Consider the following 26,839-nt stretch of genomic DNA (forward strand, 5'->3'; position numbering starts at 1 on the left):
GCATTAAAAAAGCCACCCGAAGGTGGCTTTTTATATCACTCAATTTTAATCTTGAGCTTATTCGTCATCTTGTTTTGCTTCAGCAGCAGGTAAATCCTTCACTGCTTCTGCAATCAGACCAAACATATAGTTACCATACGCATTGGTCTTGTCATAATGGAAACGTAAACGTGGCGTAATACGTGTCTTAATACGACGACTGAGTTCATGACGTAAGAAACCTGATGCCTTATTCAGCACATCCAAAGTTTCTTTATTTGCCACTGCACTTTGCTCATCGCCAAGCTCACGTCCCATCACGGTGACATAGACTTCTGCATAGCCTAAATCTGGGCTGACCTTCACTGCCGAGATGGTCACAAGACCACCTAAGCGTGGATCTTTCAGCTCTTGGCGGATTAACTCAGACAACTCACGTTGAACTGTATCTGCCATTCGCTTCAGACGCTGACTACCCGCCATTAAAGACTCCGTTTAATCAGTTGAACATCATAGACTTCGATCTTATCTTGGACTTTGATGTCTTTATAACCTTTCACTGCAAGACCACATTCCATACCAGCACGAACTTCTTCAACCACATCTTTATAGCGACGAAGAGATTCAAGCTCACCTTGGAATACCACCACGTCATCACGTAATACGCGAATCGGTTTATTACGGTGTAACATGCCTTCAAGAACCATACAGCCTGCTGCTGCACCAAATTTGCTTGAATGGAAGACTTCACGTACTTCAGCCACACCCAGAATCGTTTCACGATGTTCTGGTGCAAGCTTACCACTCATGGCATCTTTCACATCATCAATCAATTGATAGATCACGCTGTAGTAACGAATGTCGATACCATCTGCATCCGCTTTTTGACGCGCGGTGTTGTCTGCACGGACGTTAAAGCCGAGCAATACAGCTTCAGAAGATTCAGCCAATGTTACGTCAGACTCAGTGATTGCACCTACGCCTGAACCAATAATACGAACTTTCACTTCATCTGTTGCAAGTTCAGCAAGCGCAACATGTAATGCTTCCAAAGTACCACGTACGTCAGTTTTCAACACTACATTCACAATCGGCACATCTTTCTTGCCCATTGATGCCATAATGTTTTCTAAACGCATTGCACTTTGACGCTCAAGACGTTTTTGACGTTCACGATCCATACGGGCATCGGCCACTTCGCGTGCTTTCTTCTCGTCATTCACAACAAGAACTTCATCACCCGCCATTGGCGCTTCAGGAAGACCCAAGATTTCAACTGGAATCGAAGGACCTGCCGATTTGATACGTTGACCGTTTTCATCAGCCATCGCACGAACGCGACCATAAGATGAACCTGCAAGTACAAGATCACCCACTTTAAGGGTACCGTTTTGTACCAAGATAGAAGTTACTGCACCACGGCCTTTGTCTACACGCGCTTCAATTACTACACCTTGTGCTGCACCTTCTTCAGATGCTTTCAACTCTAACATTTCAGCTTGAATTGAAATCAAGTCCAGAAGCTCATCAATACCTTGACCAGAATGTGCTGACACCATTGCTACTGGAACATCACCGCCCCATTGCTCAGGCACGATTTCTTTGGTGGTCAATTCATTCAAGACGCGATCTGGATCAGCTGATTCTTTATCCATCTTGTTGATTGCAACAATGATAGGTGTACCTGCTGCACGCGCATGGTCAATTGCTTCAGCAGTTTGTGGCATTACACCATCATCCGCCGCCACAACCAAGACTACGATATCAGTCGCTTTCGCACCACGTGAACGCATTGCAGTAAATGCAGCATGTCCAGGAGTGTCTAAGAAAGTAATAATACCTTTGTCCGTTGTCACATGGTAAGCACCGATATGCTGAGTAATACCACCAGCTTCACCTGCCGCCACTTTCGAGCGACGAATGCGGTCAAGCAATGATGTTTTACCATGGTCAACGTGACCCATAATTGTAACAACTGGTGGACGTGTTGTTTGAGCACCACGTGCCTCTTCAGCTGCTTCAAGCAAGTTATCTTCAGCTTGTGTATCTGATACCAGAACCGGGTTATGCCCCATTTCTTCAACTACAAGTGCTGCAATTTCTTGATCAATCGCTTGGTTTTGCGTAACCAATTCACCCATTTTCATGAGCGATTTAATCACTTCACGCACCTTAACCGCCATTTTTGCGGCTAAGTCAGCAACTACAATCGTTGAACCAATTTCAACATCATAAACTTGCTTTTTAACAGGTTTTTCAAAACCATGTTTATTTGCTGTACTGGTTTTCAAACCGCGTTTATGTGTGTTGTCACGGAAAGATTGCTCTTCACCACGACGACCACCTTTCTTCGGTGCACGTGCACCAGGCGTATTGGTTCCACGTTTGATATCACGGTCTTCTTTCGCAAATGAATCTTCATAAGCCTGACCAACTAGACCAGCCGCTAACGGAGAATCATCAATCACGCGAATCGTGGTGGTCGAATCTTCAGAAGAATATTTCGACGCCATTTTACGCATTTGTTCAAGAGTACGTTGCTGCGCTTCTTCAGCTGCTTTACGACGTGCTGCTTCTTCAGTCGCTTTTAATTGTGCCGCTTGTGCTTCACGCGCTCTCTTCTGCTCAGGAGTTTCAATCACTTTAACTTGTGCTTTAACTACTGGCTTATTGGTCGATTTACGCTTCACCACAACAGCCGCTTTTGCTGTTTCTTGCTTAGTGGTTTCTTGCTTTGCTGCTGCACGCATTGCTTCTAAGTTTGCAGCTGCTTTATTTGCCACTGGACTTTCAGCTGTTGCTTTAGGTTCAACAGCCGCACGAGTCTGTTGTTCAGCTTGTGCTTTCGCTAAAGCTTCTGCTTTGATTTGTTCAGGATCAGGCTTAGTAAATGTATGCTTCTTACGAACTTCTACATTAATGGTTTTTGCCTTACCTGAGGTACTTGCCACTTTAGCAGTACCTGTAGTTTTACGTTTCAACGTGATTTGTCCTGCTTGCCCTACGTCTTGACCATGAACTTTCTTCAAATGGTTAACGAGGGTATCTTGTTGTTCAGTAGAAATTATGTCGTCAGCTTTACGTTGCGGTAAACCTGCATCGCGAACCTGCTCTAGGAGCTTGTCTACAGGACGTCCTACGCTGAGTGCTAACTCTTGAATCGACTTGTCCGTCATATATTACCTCCTAGTTAAACCATGATTCACGCGCTTTCATAATCAATTGACCCGCTTGCTCAGCCCCTAAACCTTCAATATCCGAGATATCGTCAGTCGCTTGGTCTGCCAAGTCATCAACAGTCACTACTCCGCGTGCAGCCAATGCATACGCGATTTCCTGTGTCATTCCTTCCATTGCAAGAAGTTCAGCACTTGGATCTTGGATATTTTCTTGTTGTTGTAATGCATCTGCCAATGCCACTTCTTTGGCACGACTTTGCAACAACTCAACAGTTTCAGCATCCAACTCGATTTCATCAAATGTTTCAGCTGGAACATAAGCAATTTCTTCGAGAGAAGTAAAGCCCATCTCCACCAACGCCATTGCTAAATCTTCTTCAATGTCTAAACGTGATACAAATAAGTCTAGATATTGTTGTGCTTCATTTTGCTGACGTGCATGATACTCTTCTTCAAGCATCATGTTTAATTTATAGCCAGTCAATTCAGAAGCTAAACGCACGTTTTGGCCTTGAGAACCAATCGCACGTGCAAGTTGATCGCTAGTTGCGAAAATAATGTCCGCAGTACGCTCTTCTTCATCAATCACAATACCAGATACATCAGCAGGCTCTAAAGCGCTGGCAATGTATTGTGCTGGATCATCAGACCATACCACTACATCAATACGCTCACCATTCAATTCCTGTTGAACTGCTTGAATACGCGTACCACGCATACCAATACAAGCACCTACAGGATCAATACGGTGGTCATTGGTTTTCACTGCAATTTTAGCACGCACACCTGGTTGACGCGCTGCAGCTTTAATCTCAATGATTTCTTCAGAAATTTCAGGAATTTCTTTTTTCATCAGAGCCATGAGCATTTCAGGGCGTGAACGTGACAATAATAATTGTGCGCCACGACCTTCACGATTTACGTTAAACAAAATCGCATTCATGCGTTGTTTTGGACGTAAAATTTCTTTCGCGATCATTTCTTCACGCGCAAGATACGCTTCAGCATTATCACCAAGGTCAATAATGAAACCATCTTTGGTTTGCTTTTTCACTTCACCGTAAATAAGCTCACCAACTTTAGATTCATATGCATCAGCAACTAAAGCACGTTCAGCTTCACGAATCTTCTGTACGATCACTTGCTTGGCAATTTGCGCTGCAATACGACCGAAATCAATAGATTCCACTTCCAACTCACGAATGTCACCAATCGACCATTTCGCTGGATCTACGTCAGAAATAGCATCTTGACATGCAGGCATTTCATGATCTTCATCTGCAACCACTTCCCATTGGCGGAAAGTACGATAATCACCAGTTTTACGATCAATCTCTACACGGAGACGCGCTTCTTCAGAGTTGGTTCCTTCGTAAAATTTCTTTTTCGTCGCAGCAACAAGCGCTTGTTCTAAGGCTTCGAAAATCGCTTCACGAGGTACACCTTTTTCATTACTAACCGTTTCAACGACGGTAAGAATTTCACGTGCCATAAGCCACCTATTCGTTCAGATTCTTATAAATTAAATTAATCTTGATAAACCAGATTTGCTTTGTCGATATTGTTGCTATCAATTTCAAGCACTTGTTGCTTTTCTACCTCAACCTGAATCACTTCATTTTCCAGATCTACTGCAACCAATTTAGCTTGAAATTTGCGACGATTTTCAACAGCACTGATCAGGCGTAAAGCAACTTGTTGACCAATATATGCCGGCATCTGCTCCAATTGGAAAAATGGACGATCCCAACCTGGAGAAGACACTTCAAGTGCATACTCACCAGAAATTGGATCATGAACATCAAGCATAGCACCCACTTGTTGAGTGACACGCACACAATCTTGTACGCCAACACCACGGCCCAGCTCAGGCTCGCCGTCTTCATTGATCGTTGGTTCTACATTTTCATCAACAGCTTTGTCAATATAGATACGTAATAATGAACGTTTGCCTTGAGGGATAAATTCAATCCCCCACAAATCTACATTACAAGCTTGCACTGCAGGAGTGATTAAGTCTTGGAGTGCTTGGGTTTTATTTGATAACTTCATTTACTCTCGTCATTTTGTGCGATTCAATAGTCGTGTTGACCGATGAAACAGACCTACTATAGTGAAGCATGACTATTTGACCAATTGATGTCGACACTACACGATAGCCAATAAAAAAGGGCGTAATCGCCCCAATTATTACACAGAAAACTAATGTCCACTGTGCAAAAAGGCCCACCTTGTTGTGAGCCTCTTTTAGAAACTTGGTAGCGGGAGCTGGATTTGAACCAACGACCTTCGGGTTATGAGCCCGACGAGCTACCAGACTGCTCCATCCCGCATCAACGTGCAAAAATTATATACAAATATGAAATATTTTTCAATCTAAATACTTCGTATTCGCACTGATTTAGTTGCACCTAAATCAAATTGGTAGCGGGAGCTGGATTTGAACCAACGACCTTCGGGTTATGAGCCCGACGAGCTACCAGACTGCTCCATCCCGCATCAACAGATTTGCCGCATACACCAACTTAATTTTCTGGATTCATAAGTTGGTGCGGAAGGGGGGACTTGAACCCCCACGCCCGAAAGCACTACCACCTCAAGGTAGCGTGTCTACCAATTCCACCACCACCGCAGCTGTGACGCATTCTAGTAGCATCGCCACAAAAAAGAAAGGATTAATTCTAATTATTCGCTCGTTTTAGGTGCAGCTGGCGAAGTTTCACCCGAATTAGTTGTTGCTGGTGCTGTTGTCTGTACAGATTTTAAGCTATATGCTTCTGTTGTTTGCTGTTTTGCAAATACTGCTAGCGTTAAACTGGTAATAAAGAATAAGGCTGTCAAAATTGCGGTTAAGCGGGTTAAGAAGTTACCTGAACCTGATGCACCAAAAACGGTTGCAGCGCCACCGCCACCAAAAGAGGCACCTGCATCTGCGCCCTTACCATGCTGTACAAGAATCAAGCCAATCATTAATACGGCAAGAATAATATGCACCACTAGCACAAAAGTATGCATGATGAACTCCTCGTTATTTTGTATGCGCAAAGGCCTGAGCAATTTGATAAAAAGATGCAGCATTCAAAGATGCTCCACCCACTAAGGCGCCATTAATATCTGGACAGGCCGCTAACTCTACTGCATTTTCTGGCTTAACACTACCGCCATATAAAATTGGCATTGTGCTGCCCAGTGTTGTGAGCTGTTTTAAACCTTCACGAATTTTAGCATGCATGCTTTGTGCATCTTCTGGTGATGCAGTTTTACCTGTTCCAATCGCCCAAATTGGTTCATAAGCAATCACGATCTGGTGCCACTGCTCTGCTGTTACACAACTTGCAATATCACAAATCTGTTGTAATACCACTTGATCAGCTTGACCATTCTCGCGCTGCTCAAGGCTTTCACCGACACAATAAATGACCGTTAGACCTTCTGCCAAAGCATGTTTTACTTTTTCACGAATGATGTGTGGCTGATCACCAAAAAATTCACGTCGCTCAGAGTGACCAATCAACACATGTTCAATCGCGCTATCTTTTAATAAAGCCGCACTCACCTCACCTGTATATGCACCAGTCCCTGCCATACGAGAGACATCTTGTGCAACCACATGAACAGTACGATTCGCTTGTTTTAATTCGTCTTTTACTAAATGGAGTGCGATTGAAATCGGTGCAACCGCTAAATGGCATTGCGCTTGAGAAATTTCATTCTTGTTCAATAATTCTTTAAATTCATTTATAAGTTGTTTGGCATTCACCTGCATTGGATTCATTTTCCAATTACCCACAACCCAAGGCGTGATCGTCGAATCCGACATACTTAACCCATTCACAAAACAATTGATTTAAACGGCGACATTCTACACGGAATTCCTGATTGAGAAGATAATTTTCTTGACAGTTTAGTATTAACTTCACTTTTTTATATTTTTTTCAGTCATTAAAATGGCAAAAAAAATCAGTTTCATTAGACTAGTTCATGCTTTTCATGAATAGTTGGCGAAACACGACACTTTCAGATATGGTATTTTTATACAACAAAAGTATAATTTTACGATACCAATTATAAACAATTTAATTGAAGTAGGCATTAAGCGAATGACAGCACTACAAGGTTCTCCACGATTTACAGGTTTTATTCGCCGCTTGGTCGAAGATGGGATTGTTTCTACTGAAAACATGCAGGCTGCAGTTAACAGCGCAAGAAAAACAAACCAAGATATTGTCCCTTATCTAATTGAAAACCTAAAACTCAAACCGATTGTCATTGCCGAAAAAATTTCAGAAGAATTTGGTGAACCCTTATTTGATCTTTCGACTTATGACTCTGCCCATATTTTAAGAGATGTCGTTGAAGACAAATTGATTACTAAATTCCGCGTGTTGCCGATTTTCCGACGTGGACATCAACTCTTTGTAGCCACCAGCAATCCAACGCATATAGATGCCATGGATGCTATGCGCTTCAACAGCAAACTCAGTATTGAAGCGATTATTGTTGAACATGACAAATTAGAAAAAATTATTGAACAAAATTATGCAGAAGAAAGCACTTTCGAGTTTGATGATGACTTTGAATTGCACGTCCATGAAGAGCCTACGGATCAAGAAGACAATGATGAGCAACCTCAAGAAGATGAAGCTCCAATTGTCAAATATATCAATAAATTATTGATTGATGCGATTCGTATGGGCGCATCCGACTTACATTTTGAACCCTATGAAAAAGTCTATCGTGTGCGCTATCGTGTCGATGGGGTTTTACGCCAGATTGCAACTCCTCCTCTACAGTTAGCCAACCGTCTAGCTTCACGCTTAAAAGTCATGTCACAAATGGACATCGCTGAAAAACGTGTGCCACAAGATGGTCGTATTAAGCTAAAAATTTCAAAATCCAAAGCGATTGATTTTCGTGTCAACTCACTACCAACCCTATTTGGGGAAAAAATTGTACTGCGTATTTTAGACCCTTCGAGTGCAATGCTAGGGATTGATGCACTAGGTTATGAACCTGAACAAAAAGCCTTATTTATGGAAGCACTGGAAAAGCCACAAGGGATGCTACTTATCACAGGCCCGACTGGTTCTGGTAAAACGGTTTCTCTCTATACAGGCTTAAATATCCTGAACAAAGAAGATACCAATATTTCAACCGCAGAAGATCCTGTCGAAATTAACTTAGAAGGGATTAATCAGGTTAACGTTAACAATAAAGTTGGCTTGACGTTCTCTGCTGCATTAAAGTCTTTCTTACGTCAAGATCCAGACATTGTTATGGTCGGTGAGATTCGAGATTTAGAAACGGCTGAAATTGCGATTAAAGCCGCGCAAACAGGTCATATGGTGATGTCTACCCTACATACCAACAGCGCACCAGAAACATTGACTCGTTTAAGAAATATGGGCGTCCCTTCCTTTAACATTGCAACCTCTGTAAACTTAGTCATTGCGCAACGACTAGCTCGTCGACTCTGTTCACAATGTAAAGTACCTGCTGAAATACCAAAAAATAGCTTGTTAGAAATGGGCTTCACTGAGCAAGAGATACAACAACCAGACTTTAAAATTTTTCAGCCTGTTGGTTGTTCAGAATGTCGAGACGGCTATAAAGGGCGTGTGGGGATTTATGAAGTAATGAAAGTTACACCTGAAATATCCAAGATTATTATGGAAGATGGCAATGCAATTCAAATTGCAGAAGCATCAGCAAAATTGGGGTTTAATAATCTACGTCTTTCAGGTTTAAAGAAGGTCATGCAAGGGGTAACTTCACTACAAGAAGTCAATCGCGTGACCAGCGAATAAAGTACGTATTTAAAATAAGGATAAATGCATGGCTGTCAAAAAAGCACAGATGATGCCAACCTTCAGTTATGAAGGAGTTGACCGCAAAGGGGCAAAAATTAAAGGGGAACTCCCTGCACGGAATATGGCTTTAGCTAAAGTCACCTTACGTAAGCAAGGAGTTGTGATTAAAACCATTCGAGAAAAACGCAAGAATATTCTTGAAGGTTTGCTAAAAAAGAAAGTCAGCACACTGGACATCACTATTTTCACACGCCAATTGGCCACCATGATGAAAGCGGGTGTACCTTTGGTACAAAGCTTTGAAATTGTGGCTGAGGGTTTAGAAAACCCAACTATGCGAGAAGTTGTTTTAGGTATAAAAGGTGAAGTTGAAGGTGGTAACACCTTTGCTGGCGCGCTAAAAAAATACCCACAGTACTTTGACAATTTATTTTGCTCGCTGGTTGAATCTGGTGAACAATCAGGTGCGCTTGAAACCATGCTAGATCGCGTCGCGATTTATAAGGAAAAAAGTGAATTATTAAAGCAAAAAATTAAGAAAGCAATGAAATATCCTATTGCCGTTATTGTCGTTGCAGTTATTGTGACCATAATTCTAATGGTCAAGGTAGTCCCAGTTTTCCAAGATCTCTTTAGTTCATTTGGTGCCGACCTACCAGCATTTACTAAAATGGTGGTCAATATGTCGGAATGGATGCAAAAATACTGGTTTATCTTCATTATTGCTGTTGGTATCGTAATTTCACTTTTTCTCGAAGCAAAAAAACGGAGTAAAAAATTCCGCGACTTTTTGGATAGAGCAGCATTAAAAGCACCTATTTTTGGTGATTTGGTTTACAAAGCCATTATTGCCCGTTACAGCCGTACTTTAGCCACGACTTTTGCTGCCGGCGTTCCACTGATTGATGCTTTAGAATCGACTGCTGGGGCAACCAATAATGTTGTCTATGAACAAGCAGTACTTAAAATCCGAGATGATGTTGCAACTGGTCAACAATTGCAGTTTGCTATGCGGGTCACTGATAAATTCCCTGCAATGGCAGTACAAATGGTTGCTATTGGTGAAGAATCTGGTGCATTGGATGCTATGTTGGATAAAGTCGCCACACACTATGAAAATGAAGTCGATAACGCCGTCGATGGCTTAACCTCAATGATGGAACCCTTAATCATGGCGATTCTTGGTGTCCTTGTAGGTGGTCTGGTCATTGCCATGTACCTTCCAATCTTCCAAATGGGTTCTGTGGTTTAATGCAAGATTTACTTGATTATTTTATTCAAAACCCAACTGCACTTTATATAGCAGTTGGGATTTTTAGTTTATGCATTGGTAGTTTTTTAAACGTTGTCATCTATCGTACTCCCAAAATGATGGAACAAGAGTGGCGTCAAGACTGTCAATTACTCCTTCACCCTGAACAAGCCATTTTGGATGAGAAAAAACTCAGTCTCAGCCAGCCAGCTTCAACCTGTCCGCAATGTAAGAAACCTATTCGTTGGTATCAGAATATCCCTGTCATTAGCTGGTTAGTATTACGTGGTAAATGCGGAACCTGTAGTAACCCGATCAGTATCCGCTACCCTTTGGTTGAATTGCTGACTGCCATCTGCGCTTTGACAGTCGTCGTAGTCTATGGTCCAACCCTTCAGATGCTATTTGGTTTAATTCTCACTTATACTCTGATTGCACTGACTTTTATCGATTTCGATACACAGCTTCTACCTGATCGTTATACCTTGCCATTGGCAGCATTAGGACTGGGAATTAACAGCTATTCTATTTATACCTCACCAAGCGTTGCCATCTGGGGCTATATCATTGGTTTTCTTTGTCTTTGGATTGTGTATTACCTGTTTAAAATTATTACAGGTAAAGAAGGCATGGGCTATGGTGACTTTAAATTACTGGCTGCTTTAGGAGCTTGGATGGGTCCTTTAATGCTGCCATTGATCATATTGCTGTCTTCATTGGCTGGAGCAATCATTGGAATCATTCTTCTCAAAATCCGTAAAGAGAATCAACCTTTTGCTTTTGGCCCTTATATTGCCATTGCGGGTTGGGTTGCCTTTTTATGGGGTGAACAGATTATGAAAGTTTATCTAGGACAATGAGCATGCAAGCTCCATTCATTCTCGGTCTTACAGGTGGAATTGGTAGCGGGAAATCTGCTGCCAGCCATTGGTTTGAAACACAAGGCATTCAAGTGGTCGATGCTGATATTGTCGCGCGTGAAGTGGTCGAACCCGATCAGCCTGCCTTACATGCCATTCAAGCCGCTTTTGGTGACTGGGTACTCGATAAAACAGGTGCACTCAATCGTAAAGCCTTACGTGAACATATCTTTCAACATGCCAATGCACGTAAAGTTTTAGAAGGCATCACCCACCCAGCTATTCGACAATCAATTATTCAGCAACTGCAAGATGCCACAAGTCCTTATGTGATTCTTGTCTCTCCGTTACTGCTAGAGACAAATCAGCATGAATTGACTGATCGTGTCTTGTTGATTGATGCATCAGAAGACTTACAGATTGAACGCGCCAGCCAAAGAGATCGCCAAAGTATTCAGCAGATCCGACAGATTATTCAAGCACAAATGCCTCGAAAGCAAAAACAACAGTTAGCGCATGATATTGTGCTCAATGATGGTCATCTCAGCCATCTTTATGCACATCTTGAACCTTTACATCAAAAATATTTAAGTATAGCAGAGCAAAAGAAGTCGCTTTAAGATGACTTCTTTTGTTGATCGAGTTGCGCTTGTAAGGTGTCTTTACGCAACCAGCGCCACGGCTGCAAAGCTCCAAATCCCATACCCAACAAACCACAGATAATTGCCAAACTTAAGGGTTCATGTAACAAAGGAACTGCCAAAATCGCCGCAATAAATGGTGCTAAAGTCACGATACTGCCTGCTTTGAACGCACCTAAGCGTTTAATTGCCTCCACATAAGTCAGCGTTGCAACAATCACCACAAAAATGCCATGAAATAATGTTTGCAATACCAAATGCATAGGCTCAGGCTGATCCAGATGTTTCGGTAAAAATAATAAATAAATCGGTAAATAGATGATAGCAGACCAAATCGCGACACTCGCCATGGAATGCCAAGCGGAAAGTTTCCATTGCCGCAATAGAACCGTAAAAATCCCCCACCACATCGCACTCAACAGAAACAATAAGTCACCAAAACCAAAAGCAACCCCAGTTTCCTGATACATCAGATAAGACATTGAGCCAATTGCGGTCAGCATAATAGCTAAACTCAACCATGTATGGCGATCAAAAGGATGTTTAAACAGTACATAGGCTGCAATCGCCGTGCATAGTGGTAAACAGCCATTCAAGAAAATCGCGGCATGTGCCGCTGGGACATAATGAAATGCGCTATATGACGTTAAGCAATATGCCACACCACCAATGAGCGCTAAAATAACAGGTTGCTTATGCCACAAAAATGCCGTGTCTTTTTTATAAATTAAAATCGGCATTAAAATGCAAAACGCCAGTGCAAAACGTAGTGTGGTGATATCCCACGCACTGATATGCCATTGTGCACTTAGGCGCGAGGTTAAAGTAAACCCGCCCCAAATGCACATAGTAATAGCAACAAACAAATAGCCTTGGGAGCGGTTTGACATCATCTTTATAACAATATGTGAAGCAATAAAAAATAAATTAAATGCTTTGACGTTGGCGACAAGCTTCATACAGTGCCATACCTGTAGCGACACTCACATTTAAACTTTGCAAGTTACCCGCCATCGGAATATACACGGTTTGATCACATTGCGACTGGGTAATTGGGCGTAGACCTGTATCTTCAGCACCCATCACCACACATACCGCGGTTCCAGTAAAATCGAACTGTTGTAATGGAAGTGCTTTCTCATCAAGCATAGTCCCCACCACACGCACATTAAACTCATCTTTAATTTGCGCTAAAGTTCGTGCCAAATTGGTCACTTGGATAAATTTAACCTTCTCTGCACCACCCGCAGCCACTTTACGCGCTGTCGGGGTCAGACTTGCAGAACGATCACGTGGCACAATCACGGCTTCCACCCCCATTGCTGCTGCAGTACGGATACATGCACCCAGATTATGTGGATCCGTCACTTGGTCTAAACCAAGCAATAAACAATTTGGCGATTGTTTAAGTAAGGCTTCGAGATCTTTTTCATTTAAAGTTGGATGCGGACGTACGGCAGCCACAACTCCCTGATGGAAAGGCAGACCTGCCAATTTTTCCAGACTGTCTCGGCTGGCTTTCTGTACGCTAATACCAAAAGGTTCAGCCAATTGCAGAATCTTCTGTAGGCGCTGATCGTCACGACCTTTTAAGGTGAACAAAGTTAGAACACGTTCAGGCTCCAATTCTAAGAGCGACTCTACTGAATGAACCCCATAATAATATTCAGGTTTTGCCATGAACAACCTCAAGTAAGCAGAAAGACAGGGAGAAAATACAAAAAGAAAATCCTGCAAAGTTGCCTTTACAGGATTTTGACTTAAGCCATAGTTTAACTGATTTTGGTTAAAATAGCTTTGCTTATCCGTCCTAGACTTAGCCTTCTAAATGGCAAACATAATCCAAGACTTCATCTGTTTCGATTTTAAAACGGCTATTGCCTGGCACATAAAAAGATTGTCCTGCACGGAACAATTCACTTTCTTCGCTATCCGCAATTTTTACACGGCACTCACCAGAAATAATTTCCATACGCTCAGGCACATGTGTTTCAAACGTTAAGGCTTGTTCAGTTGGAAGAATAACGCCTAGGGTTTTTTTTGTTCCATCTTCAAATTGAACGGTATGGCTAATGCATAACCCACCAAAGTAAACGTTCGATTTTTTGATAACTGATACATGATCAAACTGAGCTGACATGCGTATTCTCCAGATGATGCGCATAAATATCTTAATGATTGATGTAGTTTAAATAGGCAATAGCAACTAATCAATCGGTGTTTATCTGTAAACAGCATTTTTCCTAGAAAACCTAGCGTCACACTTTTACAGCCCCATTTTAACTGAAAAAGTGTATCTGATTGATGTCTTAGACTCAAATTGCTTTAGTCTTAAATCTTTACTATGCAATTGAAAAATTTACGCTAATATAGCATCCAATACAGTTTCAGCATTGTCTGTAACTTGTGATAATTAAAAAACTTGACTATCTTACAGAAACCAAACTTTTCGCAGCTTGGACGCGTTTATGCTGACACATTTAACTCTCATCAATTTTGCCTTAGCTGATCACTTAGCCATTGATATTGATCAAGGTTTTAATGTTCTTACAGGTGAAACTGGCGCAGGAAAATCTTTATTACTGGATGCGCTCTCGGCGAGCTTAGGCGAGCGTACAGACACCAATTACGTCCGCTATGGTGCAGATAAAGCAGATATTACCGCCGTATTTAGCTATGAACCGCATAGCCCTGAAGCCTCTTGGTTACAGCAACATGAGTTAGATGATGATACAGGCGAAATTCATTTAAGACGTGTCATTTTTGCAACGGGTCGTAGCAAAGCTTGGATTAATGGCCGCCCAAGTAGCTTGTCCGAACTTAAAGAATTAGGACGACTTTTAGTTCAACTCTACAGTCAGCATAGTCAGCAACAACTTTTAGAGCCACCTTATCCGAAGCACTGGCTTGATCGTTACAGTAATTTTGCGCAACCTGCACAACAGGTCAAAGAAGCCTATTCAAATTGGCAGCAAACCATCCGTCAGCATCAGGCTGCACTCGATGCACAAGCTAGCCGCAAGCAACGTATTGAAACGCTTGAGTTACAGCTTGAAGAATTAGAAGAAGTAGTGCAACTGCAATATAAAGAGATTGAACAGGAGTTCGATCGTCTCAGTCATCATGAACACATCATGCAAGATTGTAGTTATGCCTTAAATACTTTAGATGAAGCTGAGCAAAACATTAATCAGGAATTGTCTGTGCTCATTCGTCGCTTAGAGTCCCATGCGGGACGCAGCGAACAATTGGCAGAAATACATAACTCAATTCTGAATGCGCAAAGCGAATTGGAAGATGCAACGGCAAATTTACGTCAGTTTATTGACCGTCAGAGCTATGACCCTGAACGCATGGAAGAATTAAATGCTCAACTTGAAGTTTTTCATCGTTTTGCCCGTAAATATCGCACCCAACCAGAAGCTTTAAATCAGGAATACCAAGGCTGGCAAGTAGAGTTAGCACAGTTGCATGCCCTAGAAGATCCTGAAACTTTAGCCGAACAAGTCGAACTGGCGCATCAGGACTTTTTAAATAAAGCACAACACTTAGATGAAATACGACGTGCAGCCGCAACGCCATTGGCCAAACAATTGACCGAACAGGTGAAGCAACTGGCGCTGCCAGAAGCCCATTTTGAGTTTAAGTTTGAACCGCTGGAACAAGCTTCTGCCGATGGTTTGAGCTTTATCCAGCTTTTATTTACGGCCAATAAAGGCATTCCGGCACAACCTCTGGCGCGTGTGGCTTCGGGTGGTGAGTTGTCTCGTATTGCCCTCGTGATGCAAGTGATGAATGCCGAAAAAACCGAAGCCGAGGTCTTGGTCTTTGACGAAATTGACGTAGGCATCAGTGGTGGTACTGCCGAAATTGTGGGTCGTCTACTGGCTGATTTAGCACAACATGTACAAATTCTCTGCATTACCCATCAGGCGCAAGTGGCAGCTCAGTCAGATCAGCATTTACTGGTGAAAAAACAGCAAACCGACCCTGCAAGCAGTACCATTATTTCACTTGAAGAACAGCAGCGAATTTTGGAATTGGCACGTATGACAGGTGGTGTAGAAATTAGTGAAACTACGCTACAGCACGCAAAACAACTCAGACAATTAAAATTTCAACCCGTATAAATTTAATGTCAAAGCTGTAAAAAAAGATTGGTGAATAGCACAAAGTCTTGTAAGTTGAAAGCATATGGATTGTTGTCTTCACATAAATGACTTTTTAAGGAGAAATGCTTAGGTGACCAAACAATATCTCACGCATCGTTGCCTGATTGCCCCGCCAGAAATGAAAGATGAGTTTTTTGCTCATACCGTCATTTATTTGGCTCGACATGATGACGAAGGTGCGCAAGGCATTATTATCAATCGACCTTCTGGCATTTCTGTAAAAGAATTACTTAATGATCTAGAAATTGATGCAGATAATGTACATCCGCATGATGTTTTACAAGGGGGGCCGTTACGCCCAGAAGCAGGCTTTGTGTTGCATACAGGACAGCCGACTTGGCATTCATCGATTGCCGTCGGGGAAAATATCTGCATTACTACATCTAAAGATATTTTAGATGCGATTGCCCATAACGAAGGTGTAGGACGTTATCAAATTGCTCTAGGTTATGCCAGCTGGGCTAAACATCAACTGGAAGATGAAATTACTCGTGGCGATTGGCTGATTTGCGATGCCGATATGGACCTAATCTTCAACTTACCTTATGGCGATCGTTGGGACGCAGCATACAAAAAAATGGGCGTCGACCGTAATTGGTTATCTTCAGAGATTGGTCATGCCTGATTTATCCCCGTCGCAGTTAATCATGGCATTTGACTTTGGCACACAAAAGATGGGCATGGCAGTAGGACAATCTATCATTTCCAGTGCCAACCCATTGCCTTTGTTCCCCATGAAAGATGGCATTCCCAACTGGGACAATTTACTTAAAGTGGTCAAACAGCATCAACCGAACTTATTTTTAGTCGGTTTACCCTTGAATATGGATGATAGCGAATCGGAGCTTTCAACCCGTGCACGCAAATTTGCTCGTCGTTTGCGCCATCAAACTAATATCGAAACCTTGATGGTCGATGAGCGCCTAACCACCCGCGAAGCACGCGATGAACTCGATCATTATCAAGCACAAGGTCGTGGAAAAAAACTTTCTGCCGATAGTCTTGCCGCCGCATTACTGATTGAAAGTTGGTATCGTCACCCCGAAGGTGTACAGCCTTAAAGCTTGATCTGGAAAAGGAACTTTATAATCCTTTTCCATATTTATTACTGCTTGGTCTGGATATGAATAGTGGCTGTTCGTCCCGCAACAAATGCCAATTGGTTTTTCGGCATTTCATCTAACACAATTTTCACAGGTACGCGCTGGGCCAAACGCACCCAAGTAAAGGTTGGATTCACATTTGCCAACAAAGTAGAGCTACTCGAACGTTCACGATCTTCAATTCCCGAAGCAATCCCCTGCACATGACCTTTAATTTTCTGATCATCACCCATCAACTGCACCGTTGCAGGATCTCCAATTTGAATATGGTTCAATTTGGTTTCTTCAAAATAGCCCACCACATACAATTGCTGACGATTGACTAAGGCAGCAACGGCATCGCCAGTTTTAACATAATTACCCACCTGTAAACTAAAGTTAGATAAACTTCCATCCGCGGGAGCAACTACCTCGGAACGGGTCAAATTGAGTTGTGCTAAATGTAAATTGCTGTTTGCAACTTCAATTAACGCTTTTTGTTGCACAATATTGGCTTTGGCCTGTTCAATAGCTGCCAACATTTGTTCATGCTCGGCATGTGATTGATCACGTGCTGCAAACATTTGATCCTGTTCTTGTTTAGAAATTGCCCCCTCCATTAAATTGCCATAACGACTGGCATTTTTATCTGCCAAATTGGCATTGGCTTGAGACTTAATCACGTTGGCTTTCGCTTGGGCTAATGCAGCTTCTGCTTCTGCCAAACCTGCATGGGCTTTTGCTAAATCTGATTTTGCCTGCTCTACATCCAGTGCCTGACGTGCGACATCGATTTTAAACAGTACCTGTCCTTTTTTAACAGTTTGGTTATCTTGAACCAAAACCTGAATGACTAAACCAGAAACATCCGAAGATACTTGCATGACATCCCCTCGAACACGACCATCACGTGTCCAAGGCGCTGAATTATAATAATTCCATAAATGTACCACTACGTAGATTGCGGCCAATAACATCACAGTAGTGATAATAGGACGTATGACTTTACGTATATCTAAGGTATTCATTTCTGTTTCCTCTTCTCTAATTCATTCATCTGTATGGCCTAAATACCCCAAAACAGTAAAAACACTTCATGTACGCCCATTAATAAAATGATATAGAGGCAGATATTGAAGATACCCGGTAATGCAACCCAACCTTTATCCGCCCATGGATTGGTCAAGATTGAAACCATTTTAAAGACTAAAAATGCAACAATTGCTTGAATCAAGAAAACAGGAATATAAATTCCATACGCATTTAACTCGCCCATTTCAAGCTCCTGTCTCTGTCGCATGTATCATTTCCGCTGAGGGTGGCTCATGGAAAATACTGCTGCGGATATTATTGATATTCATTTTTACCCGCATACAAAAATCCGCATTCGGTTCGGCTGCTAAGCACTGCTCTACATGCTGCAACTCGGCAAAAACCTGCTGCTTTAAGCCTTCAGGTAAAATCTGTTGCTTTTCTTGCACCAAAAAGGCTTGTTCTAAACTGTGTTGTAAGGCAATAAAAGCCTGCTGTAAGCTCACACTGACGTTCGGGTTCTGGATAAATTCAGCCAACCGACTCAGATTGATGACTGCACTGGTTTCAATCAATGCTAAATTCATAGCCTGCTTAAGCTGCTCAGATTGAACCAATTTGGTATTCAACACCCCAATACGATCAAGCATACTGCGTAAATGGATCCGGAACTGAACCCCATAAGGAATAAACAAAGCCTCACGCATGGCTCGGTAATGCAAAGTCAAAATTCGACTAGCACTGGTTTCTGGCGACATGGCTCGAATAAAATAAATAGCAAAAATTGAGATAATTGGCCCCATGACCCCTGCTAAAGCGGTATCAATGAGTAAAACGGCATCGGTGCTATAACGATTTTGCAAATTTAAACTCATGATGAAGTTAATCAACATTGGCAATGCCAAACCCATTAAAGGCGGATTCGGCAACATACTCAGCAAGTACAACGATAACGGCGCCAGTACAAATGCCAACTGCCAGAATTCATGTACTTCGGGCATAATCACAAAGGCATAGAACATGGTAATGATTGCCGCATAGACTGAACCACGAATAAACAAGCGCAACGCAGGTACAGGATTGTCTAAGCCTGACAAAATACATACCGTAACTGCGGTCAACTGCGCCATCATATAGCCCGCATGCCAACCACTATAAATCCAGAGCAAAAATGCAATCGTCGTCGCAATCACAGCGGCGACAGCACTGCGAACAGCCATACCATGGTCTCGATGCAAACTTGGGTACGAAGTAGTTAAAGTGACAATCTGCTCTGGAATGCGCTTATCGCCTTGCTGAATCAAATCCCATAAACATTTAATGGTCACTACATTTTCTACAAAATGGCGAACGTCCATTTTCAAAGCATGCAGAATAATCTGTTGCTCAGCCACGGCCAATTCTGATAACGCAGTAAAATCTTGCTCAAAGCTCTCTGGTAGTTGTTTGAGTTGATCAACTTGCACATGTTGCTGTGTGCGTAAAAACTGTAATACATGCTCATGCAGCACTGGTAAAACTTGTCGATAATTAGTATCGATTTGATCTAGCTGAGCAACCCGTTCAGACATAGCCACCAAATTAGCCACAGTCATGCTGACTTGGTGCAATAATTCTTGTAGTGACTTGGTCATCCCTTGTAGGGCACCACGTTCATAACTTAAATGTACCGCCAAACCATGAATATCTGAGGTATCACGGGTAATGGCTGCCAACAATTGAGTATAGCGATGGCTGTGTTCTGGATCGGTTAAAATGCTGCGGAAAACTTGGCGGGTATCATCCAACGTTTTTTGCACCCGCTTTTGCACCAAAGCCCCTAAATGTGCGGGAAATAGAGTGCTGGACACCACTGCACTACATAACACAGCAACCGAAATTTCTAAAATTCGCCCCAAAGCCATATCAAACACGCTATGGGTACTAATACTATTAATTGAACTGCACACCACCATGACCGTGGTATAACCTGCCAACATAAAGACATAACTACGTGGCGTACGATCCAATAAGGAGATATACAGACACAGCCCCACCCATCCTGCTAAAACCAGTGTAAAAAAGATAGGAAGATCAATAAATTGGGGAGTCAATACAATCGCAACAATCCCGCCAATCAGCGTACCCAAAATACGGTAAACTGCCTTAGACGACACCATACCCGCAAAGGGATGAGCCACAATAATCACCGTACCTGCCGCCCACATGGGATAGGTCAGGTCGAGTGAGAATGCAATAAAAAGGGCCAATAGCATTGCAATAAAGGTTTTAACGGCAAAAACCATATCCATGCGACTTGGACGAAAGGCCAAAATCGGCTTAATTAATAACATCGCCCCATCCTTTAGACGAAATGAACAGGATCATCTTTTTCAAAGCCACACCAATGTCGACAATATTAATATGCAAACGCTGTCCTATCCGCTGAATTACGGTAACAGAAGATATTCATGCAATAAGAGGGCAGGTTTTGACGTTAGGAAAACGTCACTGCTGCAATTCAAGCGTAAATTTCGCACAACAAAATTTACAGTGAGAAGTTCAATCGAGTTATTTTCATAATAATTACGATAAAAGTCAAACAAAATATCTTATTGTGATAATTTGATTTATATTTATAAAATTATTGGTGTTAAATTTAATCAAATTATCGACGGTTTCTTAATTTAGAATCTGCTATTGTTTTATTACAAAAGCTCTGCATGACCAACAACAATTTGTTATAACATCATTTTAAATGTCTTTTTCTTTTTGACGTTGTGGCTTCTTATGACACTTTCTAGTTTTGGTAAAATTCTCACCGTTTTAGACCTGTTTTCAGTGTCTCGCCCAATCATTAATGTCGATATCATTAGTGAAGAACTTGGCCTTTCTAAACCAACCAGCTATCGCTATTTAAAAGAATTGGTTTCTGCTGAACTGTTACAGCGCCTAAGTGGTACATCTGGCGACTATACGCTTGGCTCAAAAATTGCCGTGTTAGATTATATCTCGCACAAATCTAATCCATTGATTCAAATCAGTATTCCGTTCATGAAAGAAATTGCTGAGCGGACAGAATTTTGCTGCCTCTTAACGCATTTAAATCATGATTCTTGTATCGACTTGCATCATGAAGTCACCAAAGGGGTAACCTTATTATCTTATGGTCGAGGCTGCCCTCGTCCAGTCTATGTCGGATCCTCTCCAAAAACGATTATTTCACACTTACCCAAGCAAGGTATTTTAGATTATTACCGACGTTTTTCGACCCAACTGGCGGAAGTTGGATTTGCTCAGAATGACCAAGAATTTCTGAATAAAATGAAAAAAATCAAAAAACAAGGCTATTATTTTTCAAATGGCGAAGTCGATCCCAATGTCTCTGGACTGTCGGTTCCGATTAAATTTTCCAGTAAAGAACCGCCATTGGCGTTGACTGTACTCGGCTCTAGAAAACGTTTTGAATTTGTGAACTTGGACAAACTGATTGAAGTCTTACATAGCAATGCAGCCTTGATTGAACAACAATTTATGGCTTTATCGACTCAGACCACGTCTGAATTGTAAGTTGTGTCACGTATACAAGAATTGAACAAAGCAATTTAGCTTTTCTGGTTGATAAAGCCAATATATTCTCATAATATGATTATAGTTCTTCAGCAGCTTTATATTTCCATGATGTATTGCATGCGCTATTCTCCTCAGTATTAAAAAGCTCAAGCAATGTCTTGGGCTTTTTAATATATGGAGCATTTTGGCTTGCAGTTTTCAATTTACAGACATAAAAAAACTCCATATTTGGAGTTTTTTGAACAGGGCCTATTAAGGCTGCTTTAAATACGGCCATGCTGCTTTTAAATAAATGAACATCGACCATAAAGTCAGCACGACTGCTGTATATAGTAGCAAATAAGCCAAAGTTTCTAAGGGTTGCCAGTTGAGTAAAAATACTGAAATTGCAATCATTTGAAAAGCGGTTTTGTATTTCCCCACGGTAGAAACAGCCACATTGGTCCGCGCTCCAAGCTCCGCCATCCACTCTCTTAATGCGGACACCGTAATCTCACGCGAAATAATCACAATAGCTGCAAAAGCCATTGAAATGGACGGTTGCCATTGCACCAAAACAATTAATGCTGCTGCAACCATCAATTTATCTGCAACAGGATCAAGGAAACGACCAAAGGCAGACGTCTGATTTAAAGTTCGCGCTAAATAGCCATCAAACCAATCTGTCACTGCGGCAAGGACAAAAATAGCAGTCAAAATAAGATGCCGCGTAAAGCCACCATCATGTCCTGCAACGCCAATGGCAGGTGGCCAATAGGCAATTAATAAAAATACAGGAATCAAGGCGATACGCGCCAAGGTCAAGATATTTGGAATGTTCAGGATTCGACCTGCTGTCATAGACACCGCCAACTTTTCCCCTTTGTGAGCGATGATGCTATGGTTCAAACGACCACATCTAACTCATCGTATTTAGCGCCACTTTATACGAATTGAGATAGAGTGTCACTAGGCAAACACGGTAACTGTCTGTCTGGAAATCGCAATTAAGCGATTTTCTGCATCCCATAAATGTGCATATTCTGTGGCATAGCCTTCCGCAGCGTAGTCCGTAAATACTTTATATTTAAACCAATCATGCAAATTTTGCTGTAATGGATTTACATAAGTCACATGCCAGGTTAAAGAGCTGGCGGGTGCAAATGTCTTAAAGAGCGGTAAAACCCCCGGTGGCCAAATATCAAAAAGCGTCATTAAATCGGCAACCTCAAAAGGCCGATCGCTATGCTTTTCGGGATGAAACCGACACCAGCCACCAAAGTCACTTTGTGCACTGCCAGTACATGGTGTTTCACCTTCAGCCCAACGCACATCAAACTGCTGATAACATTGCGGAAATTGAGTATTGAATTGCATGCTTTGTAATTGTTGAGGAGCGATATAATTTGGTGCGGTGCGTTCTTGGCGCACTTGAATTTCAGAAGATCGAGCAGCACCAAAGCTGGCAATTAAAATACTTTGTACGGCATCATCTTGCCATAAACGTACCTCAATAGTGGTCACAGACTTACCCTGACGTAAAATCTCGGCGGTCAGTCGTGCCGAGCCCTGTTGAACTGGTCCAACAAAAGTGACACTGGTACTCAATAATCGCTTGGAACGATCGGCAATACTGAGCAACGCCTTTTGCATCATCAGACCTGCAACCATACCACCGTAAATAGTTCGCCCCTGTAACCAGCCTGTCGGTATTTCAATCCATTCATTCTGCTCAAGTGCTTGATACACAGCTAACAGTGTCATGCCTGTCTCTTATTTTATCCTTTGAAAAATATTGTTCACCATGTATCTGCATTTGTGAATGTCATATGACTCACGCGTCACTGAGCATTTTGGCTATTTACGGATCGTTATTCATGTAGAATTTTATAAATGGTGCGCGCCATGACTTCACCCAAACCGGGCACAAGCATGAGCTCATTTTCCGAAGCTTTCAGTACCCCTTGAATCCCCCCAAAATGCGTGAGTAAATCACGACGGCGTTTTGGTCCTAGCCCTGGAATCACTTCTAAAATCGAAGAGCCTCGTTTTTTATCACGTTTGGCACGATGCTTGGTAATAGCGAAACGGTGTGCTTCATCACGTACTTGCTGAATCAAATGTAAAGCCTTGTGATCTTCAGGCAATTGGATTTTAGTGCCATCGGTAAAATGCAAGGTTTCTAGCCCAGGTTTACGCCCCTCACCTTTCGATACCCCCACCATAAAAGCATCCAGTCCAAGCTCTTGCATGACATCCATCGCCATGTGAAGTTGCCCTTTCCCCCCATCAATGAGTAATAAATCAGGTAGCATGGCTTTTTTATAACGGCGAGTTAGTGCTTGGCGCATCGCTGCATAATCATCGCCTTCGGTAATATCCTGAATCGAGAACTGACGATAATCGCGTTTTCGCGCGCCTCCTGCATCAAACACGACGCAAGAAGCAACCGTAGCTTCACCCATGGTATGGGAAATATCAAAACATTCAATCCGATCAACAGGACGCCCGACCACCTGCTCGAGTTGATGAAAACGCTCATTGAGTTCTAAATGATTGGCCAATTTGCCTTTAATGGCGTGTTGCACATTCATCTGTGCCAACTCTAACCATTCTGCACGCGTTTCACGTACATTATGTTTAATCTGGATTTTTTGTTCAAAATGCTGCTGTAAAGCCTGTTCCAATTCTTTTCGATTGGGAATTTCGACATTCACAATCAATTCATTCGGCACTTCATCCGCCACCTGAAAATAGAAGTTGGCCATAAAGTCTGACAGCATTTCACCCAGATCATCGCCTAACATATCGGGGAAATAAGCTTTTCCGCCTAGCATTTTGCCATTACGGACATGCATAATTTGCACGCAGGTCACGCCCGCCTGATAGGCAATTGCCAAAATATCGGCTTCGCCCTTAATTTTATAAATGGCTTGCTGCGCCTGTACGTCACGTAATAAGGCCATACGATCACGATAGAATACTGCTTTCTCAAACTCCAAAGCTTCAGCCGCAGCTTCCATTTTCTGAATCAATTCCTGATTCAATTCTTTGGTATCGCCCTTTAAAAAGCGGATAGAATTATTGACATCTTCCTGATAATCCTCAGGACTGATCAAGCCGACACAAGGGGCAGAACAGCGCTTAATCTGATATTGCAAACATGGACGCTTACGCTGCGAAAAATAGCTATTTTCACACTGCCGAACATTGAACAGTTTCTGAAGCACCAACAGCGTATCACGTGCATTATATGCACTGGGATAAGGTCCAAAAAACTTGCCGATTTGATGTTTCCCTTTCCCGCGTCCACTGGCAATGCGCGGATAAGGTTTGTCTGCCGAAATGAAGATATAGACATACGATTTATCATCGCGCAGCATAATATTGTACGGCGGACGATGCAGTTTAATCAGGTTTTGCTCAAGCAGTAATGCTTCGGTTTCAGAACGAACCACCAAAGTTTCAATATCATAAATCCGTGCCACCAGCGCCTGAGTTTTAGGATGCTCAATGGTTTTCACAAAATAACTCGACACCCGATTTTTCAGATTTTTGGCTTTGCCCACATACAGTAACTCGCCCTCTTTACCCAACATCCGATAAACACCGGGCAAGGTGGTCATATTGGCCAGAATCTTTTCGATATGTTCGCGGGCGTTTTCGTTCACAGTGCGTTAAAACCTTGGAAAGTTATTCAATGATGTGGATGTGCAAAGGGGCTTTTTCAAGCCAGTCAATCAAATCGTTTGATCGACAATCTTATTCTGATGATTTTAGAGCGATACAGTGGGCTTAAAGTAAAAATCTCAAGTTGGCTCTATAGCTTGAGATTGTGGCATCACTTGTCCATACAAATCCATGTGCTCATCTCCCCAAGCTTTTAGCGCCAATAAAATCTCACGTAAGCTCATACCCAAAGGTGTCAAACTATATTCCACCTTTGGTGGAACTTGCGGATAAACCTCACGATGAATAATTCCATCCTCTTCTAGCTCACGCAGTTGATTGGTCAGCATGCGTTGGGTGACATTAGGAATCCGTTTACGAATTTCACCAAAACGCAAGGTATGCTCGGTCAACAAATGCCATAGAATGATACTTTTCCACTTGCCATCTAAAATACCGATTGCAGCCTCAACCGCACAGCCTGGACTGCAATTAAAGCGAGAGTGCTTTGCTTTACTCATTTCAATAGTATCCTTTTCTACACTATATGTAGAATTTAACCGTATATACTTAATTTAAAACTACGCTAAGATTTTAATCATAAACCCAATTTGAGATTAAAAATATGAAAGCTGTTGGATATTTACAAGCTGGTACGGCCGAACAATTACAAGATATTGAACTTCCAACCCCAATCCCAAAAAACCGCGAAGTCTTGGTGGCAGTCAAAGCTGTTTCGGTGAATCCCGTCGATTGTAAAATCCGCACCCGCGTTTCACCCGAACAGGGACAATATAAAATTTTGGGTTGGGATGCCGTAGGTGAAGTGATCGACGTTGGTCCAGATGTAGAACACTTTAAAGTGGGCGATCAGGTCTGGTATGCAGGCGACTTAACCAAAGCGGGCACCAATGCGGAATTTCATGTGGTCGACGAACGGATTATCAGTTTAAAACCGCAAAATCTATCTTTTGCTGAAGCGGCGGCATTACCACTCACAGCGATTACTGCTTGGGAAATGTTGTTCGACCGTCTACAAGTGCAACAGCATGATCACCCTCATGAATCCATTTTGATTATTGGTGGTGCAGGAGGTGTCGGCTCCATGGCCATTCAACTGCTCAAAGCCAAAACCCAATTGCAAGTGATTGCCACGGCATCTCGCGCAGAAACACAGGCATGGGTGAAACAGTTGGGTGCGGACATTGTACTTGACCATCGTCAATCCTTGGTTGAGCAACTACAGGTACAAAATATAACGGCACCACGTTACGTATTTTCCACCACGCACACAGGCAGTTATCTTAGCCAGATTGCTGAACTGATTGCGCCACAAGGTCAGTTTGGTCTAATTGATGATCCTGAACAGTTAGATATTAATCTGTTTAAACGTAAATCAATTTCAGTACATTGGGAGTTTATGTTTACCCGCTCGATGTTCCAAACGCCTGACATGACAGCACAATCCCATCTTCTGCAACAGGTCGCACAACTGATTGAAACAGGGAAAATTAAAACCACCCTCAATCAGGTCGTGGGCAGTATCAATGCGGAGAATATCCGTCAAGCCCACCATGCAATTGAATCAGAGCAGACTCAAGGTAAATTGGTGCTTGAAGGTTTTTAAATGCT

Annotated in this window: 26 protein-coding genes and 3 tRNA genes; 9 read left to right on the forward strand and 20 right to left on the reverse strand. The window is 42.3% G+C overall.

Annotated elements, in window-relative coordinates; all coding sequences use genetic code 11:
* Positions 1-57 precede the first annotated feature (57 nt).
* The 9 genes from I593_RS14785 to tpiA all read right to left on the reverse strand — a co-directional run bounded on the left by I593_RS14785 (position 58) and on the right by tpiA (position 6,978).
* Positions 58-462, reverse strand: a complete 405-nt coding sequence (locus I593_RS14785) for a ribosome-binding factor A (protein ID WP_016168393.1) — start codon at positions 460-462, stop codon at positions 58-60.
* Positions 462-3,155, reverse strand: a complete 2,694-nt coding sequence (gene infB, locus I593_RS14790) for a translation initiation factor IF-2 (protein ID WP_016168394.1) — start codon at positions 3,153-3,155, stop codon at positions 462-464. The genes I593_RS14785 and infB overlap by 1 nt, the downstream gene beginning before the upstream one ends.
* Before the next feature lie 10 nt (positions 3,156-3,165).
* Positions 3,166-4,650 (reverse strand): transcription termination factor NusA, encoded by a 1,485-nt coding sequence (gene nusA / locus I593_RS14795; RefSeq protein WP_016168395.1) that lies wholly within the window; start codon positions 4,648-4,650, stop codon positions 3,166-3,168.
* 35 nt (positions 4,651-4,685) lie between these two features.
* Complete coding sequence (gene rimP / locus I593_RS14800) at positions 4,686-5,210, reverse strand: ribosome maturation factor RimP (RefSeq protein ID WP_016168396.1); 525 nt, start codon at positions 5,208-5,210, stop codon at positions 4,686-4,688.
* A gap of 204 nt (positions 5,211-5,414) precedes the next feature.
* Positions 5,415-5,491, reverse strand: a tRNA-Met gene (locus I593_RS14810).
* Positions 5,492-5,580: 89 nt separating this feature from the next.
* Positions 5,581-5,657 (reverse strand) — tRNA-Met (locus tag I593_RS14815).
* A 48-nt stretch (positions 5,658-5,705) separates the two neighbouring features.
* Positions 5,706-5,790: transfer RNA gene (locus tag I593_RS14820), tRNA-Leu, on the reverse strand.
* Positions 5,791-5,843: 53 nt separating this feature from the next.
* Positions 5,844-6,173 carry a preprotein translocase subunit SecG gene (gene secG / locus I593_RS14825; protein WP_016168397.1) on the reverse strand — a complete coding sequence of 110 codons (330 nt, stop codon included), beginning with the start codon at positions 6,171-6,173 and terminating at the stop codon, positions 5,844-5,846.
* 13 nt (positions 6,174-6,186) lie between these two features.
* The gene (gene tpiA / locus I593_RS14830) at positions 6,187-6,978 is read right to left on the reverse strand and encodes a triose-phosphate isomerase (RefSeq protein WP_016168398.1); all 792 of its coding nucleotides are present in this window, start codon (positions 6,976-6,978) and stop codon (positions 6,187-6,189) included.
* Positions 6,979-7,258: 280 nt separating this feature from the next.
* Between tpiA and pilB the strand changes: the two genes are divergently transcribed.
* From pilB to coaE, 4 genes are read left to right on the forward strand one after another with little or no spacing between them, the layout of a single operon-like run.
* Positions 7,259-8,965, forward strand: coding sequence for a type IV-A pilus assembly ATPase PilB (pilB, locus tag I593_RS14835; protein WP_016168399.1), 1,707 nt, complete (start codon positions 7,259-7,261; stop codon positions 8,963-8,965).
* A gap of 28 nt (positions 8,966-8,993) precedes the next feature.
* Positions 8,994-10,220 carry a type II secretion system F family protein gene (locus I593_RS14840; protein ID WP_016168400.1) on the forward strand — a complete coding sequence of 409 codons (1,227 nt, stop codon included), beginning with the start codon at positions 8,994-8,996 and terminating at the stop codon, positions 10,218-10,220.
* Positions 10,220-11,080, forward strand: coding sequence for a prepilin peptidase (locus tag I593_RS21010; RefSeq protein WP_016168401.1), 861 nt, complete (start codon positions 10,220-10,222; stop codon positions 11,078-11,080). Before I593_RS14840 ends, I593_RS21010 begins: the two co-directional genes overlap by 1 nt.
* Positions 11,081-11,082: 2 nt before the next feature.
* A complete protein-coding gene (coaE, locus tag I593_RS14850; RefSeq protein ID WP_016168402.1) occupies positions 11,083-11,700 on the forward strand; it encodes a dephospho-CoA kinase in 618 nt (205 codons plus the stop codon).
* On the opposite strand, the gene I593_RS14855 is transcribed toward coaE, so the two are convergent.
* The 3 genes from I593_RS14855 to ppnP form a co-directional block, all read right to left on the reverse strand.
* Positions 11,697-12,614: a DMT family transporter gene (locus I593_RS14855; RefSeq protein WP_026440889.1), complete on the reverse strand. Its 918-nt coding sequence runs from the start codon at positions 12,612-12,614 to the stop codon at positions 11,697-11,699. The two genes, coaE and I593_RS14855, sit on opposite strands and share 4 nt — an antisense overlap.
* Positions 12,615-12,648: 34 nt before the next feature.
* Positions 12,649-13,401 (reverse strand): 23S rRNA (guanosine(2251)-2'-O)-methyltransferase RlmB, encoded by a 753-nt coding sequence (gene rlmB, locus I593_RS14860; RefSeq protein WP_016168404.1) that lies wholly within the window; start codon positions 13,399-13,401, stop codon positions 12,649-12,651.
* 136 nt (positions 13,402-13,537) lie between these two features.
* Positions 13,538-13,861: a pyrimidine/purine nucleoside phosphorylase gene (ppnP, locus tag I593_RS14865; protein WP_016168405.1), complete on the reverse strand. Its 324-nt coding sequence runs from the start codon at positions 13,859-13,861 to the stop codon at positions 13,538-13,540.
* A 328-nt stretch (positions 13,862-14,189) separates the two neighbouring features.
* Here ppnP and recN point away from each other — a divergent pair, with 328 nt between their 5' ends.
* The 3 genes from recN to ruvX all read left to right on the forward strand — a co-directional run bounded on the left by recN (position 14,190) and on the right by ruvX (position 16,954).
* Positions 14,190-15,851, forward strand: a complete 1,662-nt coding sequence (gene recN, locus I593_RS14870; RefSeq protein WP_016168406.1) for a DNA repair protein RecN — start codon at positions 14,190-14,192, stop codon at positions 15,849-15,851.
* Positions 15,852-15,963: 112 nt separating this feature from the next.
* Positions 15,964-16,518: a YqgE/AlgH family protein gene (locus tag I593_RS14875; protein ID WP_016168407.1), complete on the forward strand. Its 555-nt coding sequence runs from the start codon at positions 15,964-15,966 to the stop codon at positions 16,516-16,518.
* Positions 16,511-16,954, forward strand: coding sequence for a Holliday junction resolvase RuvX (ruvX, locus tag I593_RS14880; RefSeq protein ID WP_016168408.1), 444 nt, complete (start codon positions 16,511-16,513; stop codon positions 16,952-16,954). The genes I593_RS14875 and ruvX overlap by 8 nt, the downstream gene beginning before the upstream one ends.
* Positions 16,955-16,998: 44 nt before the next feature.
* Here ruvX and I593_RS14885 read toward each other — a convergent pair whose 3' ends face one another.
* From I593_RS14885 to I593_RS14895, 3 genes are read right to left on the reverse strand one after another with little or no spacing between them, the layout of a single operon-like run.
* Positions 16,999-18,003 (reverse strand): HlyD family secretion protein, encoded by a 1,005-nt coding sequence (locus I593_RS14885; protein WP_016168409.1) that lies wholly within the window; start codon positions 18,001-18,003, stop codon positions 16,999-17,001.
* A gap of 38 nt (positions 18,004-18,041) precedes the next feature.
* Entirely contained in the window at positions 18,042-18,251 is a 210-nt protein-coding gene (locus I593_RS14890; RefSeq protein ID WP_016168410.1) for a DUF1656 domain-containing protein, read from the reverse strand.
* A gap of 1 nt (position 18,252) precedes the next feature.
* Positions 18,253-20,340 carry an FUSC family protein gene (locus I593_RS14895; protein WP_016168411.1) on the reverse strand — a complete coding sequence of 696 codons (2,088 nt, stop codon included), beginning with the start codon at positions 20,338-20,340 and terminating at the stop codon, positions 18,253-18,255.
* A 436-nt stretch (positions 20,341-20,776) separates the two neighbouring features.
* Between I593_RS14895 and I593_RS14900 the strand changes: the two genes are divergently transcribed.
* Positions 20,777-21,556 (forward strand): IclR family transcriptional regulator, encoded by a 780-nt coding sequence (locus I593_RS14900; protein WP_016168412.1) that lies wholly within the window; start codon positions 20,777-20,779, stop codon positions 21,554-21,556.
* A 79-nt stretch (positions 21,557-21,635) separates the two neighbouring features.
* On the opposite strand, the gene I593_RS14905 is transcribed toward I593_RS14900, so the two are convergent.
* From I593_RS14905 to I593_RS14925, 5 genes are all read right to left on the reverse strand, one after another.
* Positions 21,636-21,836 carry a hypothetical protein gene (locus I593_RS14905; RefSeq protein WP_026440888.1) on the reverse strand — a complete coding sequence of 67 codons (201 nt, stop codon included), beginning with the start codon at positions 21,834-21,836 and terminating at the stop codon, positions 21,636-21,638.
* Positions 21,812-22,399 carry a CDP-diacylglycerol--glycerol-3-phosphate 3-phosphatidyltransferase gene (gene pgsA / locus I593_RS14910; protein ID WP_016168414.1) on the reverse strand — a complete coding sequence of 196 codons (588 nt, stop codon included), beginning with the start codon at positions 22,397-22,399 and terminating at the stop codon, positions 21,812-21,814. Before pgsA ends, I593_RS14905 begins: the two co-directional genes overlap by 25 nt.
* A 108-nt stretch (positions 22,400-22,507) precedes the next feature.
* A complete protein-coding gene (locus I593_RS14915; protein ID WP_016168415.1) occupies positions 22,508-23,302 on the reverse strand; it encodes a thioesterase family protein in 795 nt (264 codons plus the stop codon).
* 107 nt (positions 23,303-23,409) lie between these two features.
* On the reverse strand, positions 23,410-25,209 hold the full coding sequence (gene uvrC / locus I593_RS14920; RefSeq protein WP_016168416.1) for an excinuclease ABC subunit UvrC: 1,800 nt from the start codon (positions 25,207-25,209) through the stop codon (positions 23,410-23,412).
* A 138-nt stretch (positions 25,210-25,347) separates the two neighbouring features.
* A complete protein-coding gene (locus I593_RS14925; protein ID WP_016168417.1) occupies positions 25,348-25,728 on the reverse strand; it encodes a winged helix-turn-helix transcriptional regulator in 381 nt (126 codons plus the stop codon).
* 104 nt (positions 25,729-25,832) lie between these two features.
* Here I593_RS14925 and I593_RS14930 point away from each other — a divergent pair, with 104 nt between their 5' ends.
* Positions 25,833-26,834, forward strand: coding sequence for a zinc-binding alcohol dehydrogenase family protein (locus I593_RS14930; protein ID WP_016168418.1), 1,002 nt, complete (start codon positions 25,833-25,835; stop codon positions 26,832-26,834).
* Positions 26,835-26,839: the final 5 nt, after the last annotated feature.

It is taken from the genome of Acinetobacter tandoii DSM 14970 = CIP 107469, from assembly GCF_000400735.1.
Classification (GTDB): domain Bacteria; phylum Pseudomonadota; class Gammaproteobacteria; order Pseudomonadales; family Moraxellaceae; genus Acinetobacter; species Acinetobacter tandoii.

Excerpts from the sequence above, each read along its gene's own strand:
- I593_RS14785 (WP_016168393.1), bottom strand. The coding sequence starts at position 462 with ATGGCGGGTAGTCAGCGTCTGAAGCGAATGGCAGATACAGTTCAACGT.
- infB (WP_016168394.1), bottom strand. The coding sequence starts at position 3,155 with ATGACGGACAAGTCGATTCAAGAGTTAGCACTCAGCGTAGGACGTCCT.
- nusA (WP_016168395.1), bottom strand. The coding sequence starts at position 4,650 with ATGGCACGTGAAATTCTTACCGTCGTTGAAACGGTTAGTAATGAAAAA.
- rimP (WP_016168396.1), bottom strand. The coding sequence starts at position 5,210 with ATGAAGTTATCAAATAAAACCCAAGCACTCCAAGACTTAATCACTCCT.
- secG (WP_016168397.1), bottom strand. The coding sequence starts at position 6,173 with ATGCATACTTTTGTGCTAGTGGTGCATATTATTCTTGCCGTATTAATG.
- tpiA (WP_016168398.1), bottom strand. The coding sequence starts at position 6,978 with ATGTCGGATTCGACGATCACGCCTTGGGTTGTGGGTAATTGGAAAATG.
- pilB (WP_016168399.1), top strand. The coding sequence starts at position 7,259 with ATGACAGCACTACAAGGTTCTCCACGATTTACAGGTTTTATTCGCCGC.
- I593_RS14840 (WP_016168400.1), top strand. The coding sequence starts at position 8,994 with ATGGCTGTCAAAAAAGCACAGATGATGCCAACCTTCAGTTATGAAGGA.
- I593_RS21010 (WP_016168401.1), top strand. The coding sequence starts at position 10,220 with ATGCAAGATTTACTTGATTATTTTATTCAAAACCCAACTGCACTTTAT.
- coaE (WP_016168402.1), top strand. The coding sequence starts at position 11,083 with ATGCAAGCTCCATTCATTCTCGGTCTTACAGGTGGAATTGGTAGCGGG.
- I593_RS14855 (WP_026440889.1), bottom strand. The coding sequence starts at position 12,614 with ATGATGTCAAACCGCTCCCAAGGCTATTTGTTTGTTGCTATTACTATG.
- rlmB (WP_016168404.1), bottom strand. The coding sequence starts at position 13,401 with ATGGCAAAACCTGAATATTATTATGGGGTTCATTCAGTAGAGTCGCTC.
- ppnP (WP_016168405.1), bottom strand. The coding sequence starts at position 13,861 with ATGTCAGCTCAGTTTGATCATGTATCAGTTATCAAAAAATCGAACGTT.
- recN (WP_016168406.1), top strand. The coding sequence starts at position 14,190 with ATGCTGACACATTTAACTCTCATCAATTTTGCCTTAGCTGATCACTTA.
- ruvX (WP_016168408.1), top strand. The coding sequence starts at position 16,511 with ATGCCTGATTTATCCCCGTCGCAGTTAATCATGGCATTTGACTTTGGC.
- I593_RS14885 (WP_016168409.1), bottom strand. The coding sequence starts at position 18,003 with ATGAATACCTTAGATATACGTAAAGTCATACGTCCTATTATCACTACT.
- I593_RS14890 (WP_016168410.1), bottom strand. The coding sequence starts at position 18,251 with ATGGGCGAGTTAAATGCGTATGGAATTTATATTCCTGTTTTCTTGATT.
- I593_RS14895 (WP_016168411.1), bottom strand. The coding sequence starts at position 20,340 with ATGTTATTAATTAAGCCGATTTTGGCCTTTCGTCCAAGTCGCATGGAT.
- I593_RS14900 (WP_016168412.1), top strand. The coding sequence starts at position 20,777 with ATGACACTTTCTAGTTTTGGTAAAATTCTCACCGTTTTAGACCTGTTT.
- I593_RS14905 (WP_026440888.1), bottom strand. The coding sequence starts at position 21,836 with ATGGCCGTATTTAAAGCAGCCTTAATAGGCCCTGTTCAAAAAACTCCA.
- pgsA (WP_016168414.1), bottom strand. The coding sequence starts at position 22,399 with ATGACAGCAGGTCGAATCCTGAACATTCCAAATATCTTGACCTTGGCG.
- I593_RS14915 (WP_016168415.1), bottom strand. The coding sequence starts at position 23,302 with ATGACACTGTTAGCTGTGTATCAAGCACTTGAGCAGAATGAATGGATT.
- I593_RS14925 (WP_016168417.1), bottom strand. The coding sequence starts at position 25,728 with ATGAGTAAAGCAAAGCACTCTCGCTTTAATTGCAGTCCAGGCTGTGCG.
- I593_RS14930 (WP_016168418.1), top strand. The coding sequence starts at position 25,833 with ATGAAAGCTGTTGGATATTTACAAGCTGGTACGGCCGAACAATTACAA.